The sequence below is a fragment of the Clostridium sp. MT-14 genome, from assembly GCF_042436595.1.
GTDB lineage: Bacteria > Bacillota > Clostridia > Clostridiales > Clostridiaceae > Clostridium_B > Clostridium_B aromativorans.
On the sequence record NZ_JBHMIY010000069.1, the window covers coordinates 1 to 4179 of the forward strand.

Here is a 4179-nt window from a genome sequence, read left to right on the forward strand (position 1 = left end):
CTAAAATACTGCAGTTCCATTTATTAAAAGTGTTATTGGATATTTCAATCAAGCGGTTTAAAATATCTCTGTTTATACATTTGTGTCTGTATTTAGTTACAACAACCAAATGATATTTCAGACTGTAGCAACTATGTCTGTTTCTTTTATATTCTATATTCATAGGATAGTATAACTCCTTTACAACTAAATTAAGAATAGTATAATTATAGTATACAAACGGTATAAAATCAACAAAGGAGGTGTGGATTATGCAGGTGATAAATTCATATAAAGTAAAAATAGTAAACATGAATGATTGTTTAAAAGAAACTATAGAAATTTACAGGAAGGCAGTATCTTACTTTATAAATGTGGTTACCTCAGAGAGGGAGCTCTTGGAAAAGTTAAGCTCTAAATATAGGGTAAATCTCATAGAGCACCTGACACACTCAACAAAAGATAATCCACATCCAGAGTATGATGGTTTTGACAGACAGTTCTATAAATTCCCTTCATATTTGAGGAGAAGTGCAATTATGGATGCCATGGGAATAGTCTCTTCCTACTATAGCAATCTAGAAAATTATAAGGAAGAAAGATATACCCAGGTATCTAGTGGTAAAAAGTTTAAGAAAAAAGCACCCAAATTACAGGTAAAGCACTATAAATGTCCTGCCCTTTACAGGGGTAATATGTTTAAAATGCTGGACAGAAACCATGCCCAGATAAAGATATATAAAAACAATGACTGGGTGTGGCTCAGGGTATCTCTAAGGAAGCAGGACATAAAGTATATAGAAAAAAACTGCAGAGGCAGAAAGTTTTCGCCGATACTTGTCAGGAAAGGCAGAAACTATTACCTGCAGTTTGCATATGAAAACAAAGTAGAGTTCAGGGAAACATCCCTTAAAGATAGGGTAGTGGTATCCGTAGATCTTGGTATAAATCACTCCGCAGTATGCAGTGCAGTTGATTCAAAAGGAACTGTCACTGGCAGGAAGTTTATAAACCAGCCGGAAGAAAAAGACCTGATGAATCACCTGGTAGGCAGATTGTGCAGAAAACAGAAACAGAGCGGGAAAAAGGCAAAATTGACCAGGGCATGGAATAAGATAAACAACCTGAAAAGAGAAATAACCAACAGGACAGTCCATGAAATAGTCAGTTTTGCGGAGAAAGTAAATGCGGATACCGTAGTATTCGAGTACCTGGACCGGTTTCCTAAAATCAAGGGCAGCAGAAACAAGAGAATAAGAATGAAACTGCAGATGTGGACAAAAATTGCAATACAGAACAAAGTAAAGCACAAAGCCCACAGTGCCGGCATGAGGTTCAGCAGGGTAACGCCTAAAAATACATCCTTGTTGGCCTATGACGGGAGTGGCAGTGTTAAAAGGAATAAGGACAACTTTAGCCTGTGTACTTTCAGCACGGGAAAGCAGTATAATTGTGACTTGTCTGCAAGTTACAATATAGGTGCTAGATATTTTATAAGGGAGTACCAAAAATCCATACCTGCAAAGGAATGGTCGGAAGCTGTGGCAAAAGAACCGGGGCTTCTGCGAAGAACTCAGAGCACTCTGGCCACATTGATTAGTTTGGCAGGAGTAGTGCAGATAGAAAAATAAACTGCTTAATTCTTCCGGCAACAGAAGAAATACTCAGCTAAACTGTATTTGTGGAAAAGAAGTCTGCCTGTCAAAAGGTAGAAGCCTCTTCTATACTAACCTGTTTAGTTAGGAGGGGAGGGTTCACACTATTATAAAATAATGGGCATATTATATTTATAGGACGAACATGTAATATTTTAAATAAATACTTCATAAAAATTAAAACAGATGATATATAGCTAATGAATTTACTCTTTAATGGTGAAAAAGCCGAACAATATGATATAATATATTTGTAGAGTGTTGTCTTGAAAGGAGAATTATAATGCTTGATAAATATGATAAAGCTATAAAAACCGCTGAAGGAAACATAAAGCATGAAGGTATGTATCTTACAGAATATGAAAAAAATCTGATAAAAAAGTCTTTAAAAAAAGAACTTTCTCATGACGAATTTTTAAGACGTGCTTATCAGGTTGCTGTTAAATAACGGAGATTAAATATGTATGATATTTCAGGAAATAATGAATATCGTTCGTTGTATTATTATAAAGATGTAGATGTTTTAAAGAATAAATTCAATATAAAAGATGCAGATAAACTGGAAAAGATGGAACGAATCCTGTCATCGCAAAGACTTTCTGAATTAGCAATAAATCCAATAAAGGGTAACTTTGATATTGAGCATCTGTGTGAAATCCACAAGTATATATTTCAAGACATATATGAATGGGCAGGGCAGTTGAGAAATGAAGATATTTTTAAAGGTGGTGAATTTGCACCATCTTATTTATTAAGAGATGCATTGGAAAATGAGATTTTTAAACCTTTAAAAAAAGATGATTATCTAAAAAATATGAGCAGGAGAAATACCTCTGATAAGATTGCTTTTTACATGTCTCAGCTAAATTTTGCACATCCATTCAGAGAAGGCAACGGTAGAACCCAAAGAGAATTTGTTAGAAATTTAGCTTTTTCTAATGGATATATTCTAGAATGGGATGGTGCTGAGCCTGAAGAACTTTTAGAAGCTACAATTGAAGCAACTAGAAAATATAAATATGAACATCTATCAAAGATTATTTTTAGATTATTAAAATAATTTAATTGTGTTTGGAGATAAAAAAATGATCCCTACATTGAATAGGGGTCATTTTTTTATTTAAAATAGGCTATGATTAAATATATTTTGCTTAATATGTGGAAATTTTTATTCTTTACAGGTAGGAGACTTATCAGTTGTATTTTATGTAAAAAATCTACCAGTTCCCACTAACTTTCCTATAATAATATAATTAACTATGATTATTGGTTTCATTGATGTGCTTTCAGGTTGAAGTTTTATATAATTTTCTTTTTTAAAAAATCTCCCCATGACAATTTTATTATCAAGTAAAACAGATGCTATTTCTCCATTTTCAACATGATCTGTCTTCTCAAATATAACCATATCTCCAATGAGAATTTTTATTTTAGCCATGCTTTCATCATAAGCTTTAATGATAAAGAGGTTGTTCATGTTTTCCGTGTAATCTACTGGAATTGGAAGTGATCCCTTTATATTTTCTGGTGAAAAAATAGAATCACCTATAATTATGCTATCTATGATAGGAATATTTACCATTTTCTTTTTATTGGAACTATTTTTGGGGATTCTTATAGTCCTGGGTTTAAAAGGATCTCTTTTTATAAGGCTATCTTTCTCTAAAGCATTTAAATAATTATGTACCGTAGATGTAGAATTCACCCCCACAGCTTTGCATATTTCTCTAACAGAAGGAGAATAGTCTCTTTCTTCGATATATGATTTTATAAATTCGTATATTTTTAATTGATTGATTTTTTTAGTATCTGACATAAAAACACCTCTCGAAAAAATGTAGATATAAACCTTAGATTAAATCAGTAATGCTCTGAGTAAAAGTATTGAGATTTTTATCCATATGTTCTCCATAATTTATATGTGTTCGATCTTGAGACCATTCACAAAGGAAATAACATTTCTTACCAAATTCTTTTTCTATTTCATATGTAAAGTATCGTATGTTATAGTCTTTATCAAAAACGATGCCTATATAAGGGGTCTCCGTACTTTCTCTAGCTTCAGGAATTTCTATAACTATAAGAGAATATGAGTTTTTGATGTTATTTAATAGATTGATTTTAAAACTGGGAGGAGCATTTCTAATTCCTTTTTCAATGACTATACTATTCCAGCCTTTCTTCAGGATAGTACTGAAAGAGTCTCCTTCTTTTTTTATTTTTTGAATAAATTGTTTCCTATACTTGAATAATGAAATCGGAAAAATCACATGGGAGAACTTATAATAATCTTCTCTGTATTCCATACTATTACCACCTTTTTATGTTGTTTAATACCATATTATCGAACACATGTTCCTATGTCAAGAGTCAATATGAGCTTTTATTTTCGAACTAAAAGACAATATCCAGTGTATTCTAGAAAATGCTGTGGTTTTAATATTTATATCAAAAAGTAAAAAATAAGGTAAATTATATTCCAATTTTAAATAAATTTTAAGCATAAAAACAGGTCATTTTTAAAAAATAAATTAACATGCAGATT

Annotated in this window: 6 protein-coding genes; 3 read left to right on the plus strand and 3 right to left on the minus strand. The window is 31.8% G+C overall.

Annotated features, from left to right (window positions below; genetic code table 11):
- Positions 1-292, minus strand: a 292-nt coding sequence (locus ACFHWD_RS20400) for a transposase (RefSeq protein WP_378062920.1), incomplete at its 3' end; no start/stop codon positions are given.
- Here ACFHWD_RS20400 and ACFHWD_RS20405 point away from each other — a divergent pair.
- The 3 genes from ACFHWD_RS20405 to ACFHWD_RS20415 all read left to right on the plus strand — a co-directional run bounded on the left by ACFHWD_RS20405 (position 252) and on the right by ACFHWD_RS20415 (position 2694).
- Entirely contained in the window at positions 252-1610 is a 1359-nt protein-coding gene (locus ACFHWD_RS20405) for an IS200/IS605 family accessory protein TnpB-related protein (protein ID WP_378062921.1), read from the plus strand. The genes ACFHWD_RS20400 and ACFHWD_RS20405 overlap by 41 nt on opposite strands.
- A 307-nt stretch (positions 1611-1917) precedes the next feature.
- A complete protein-coding gene (locus tag ACFHWD_RS20410; protein WP_179977707.1) occupies positions 1918-2082 on the plus strand; it encodes a hypothetical protein in 165 nt (54 codons plus the stop codon).
- Between the two features lie 12 nt (positions 2083-2094).
- Entirely contained in the window at positions 2095-2694 is a 600-nt protein-coding gene (locus ACFHWD_RS20415; protein WP_150358537.1) for a Fic family protein, read from the plus strand.
- A 144-nt stretch (positions 2695-2838) separates the two neighbouring features.
- Here ACFHWD_RS20415 and lexA read toward each other — a convergent pair whose 3' ends face one another.
- The gene (gene lexA / locus ACFHWD_RS20420; protein WP_150358536.1) at positions 2839-3450 is read right to left on the minus strand and encodes a transcriptional repressor LexA; all 612 of its coding nucleotides are present in this window, start codon (positions 3448-3450) and stop codon (positions 2839-2841) included.
- A 34-nt stretch (positions 3451-3484) separates the two neighbouring features.
- A complete protein-coding gene (locus ACFHWD_RS20425; RefSeq protein WP_150358535.1) occupies positions 3485-3940 on the minus strand; it encodes a hypothetical protein in 456 nt (151 codons plus the stop codon).
- Positions 3941-4179 lie beyond the last annotated feature (239 nt).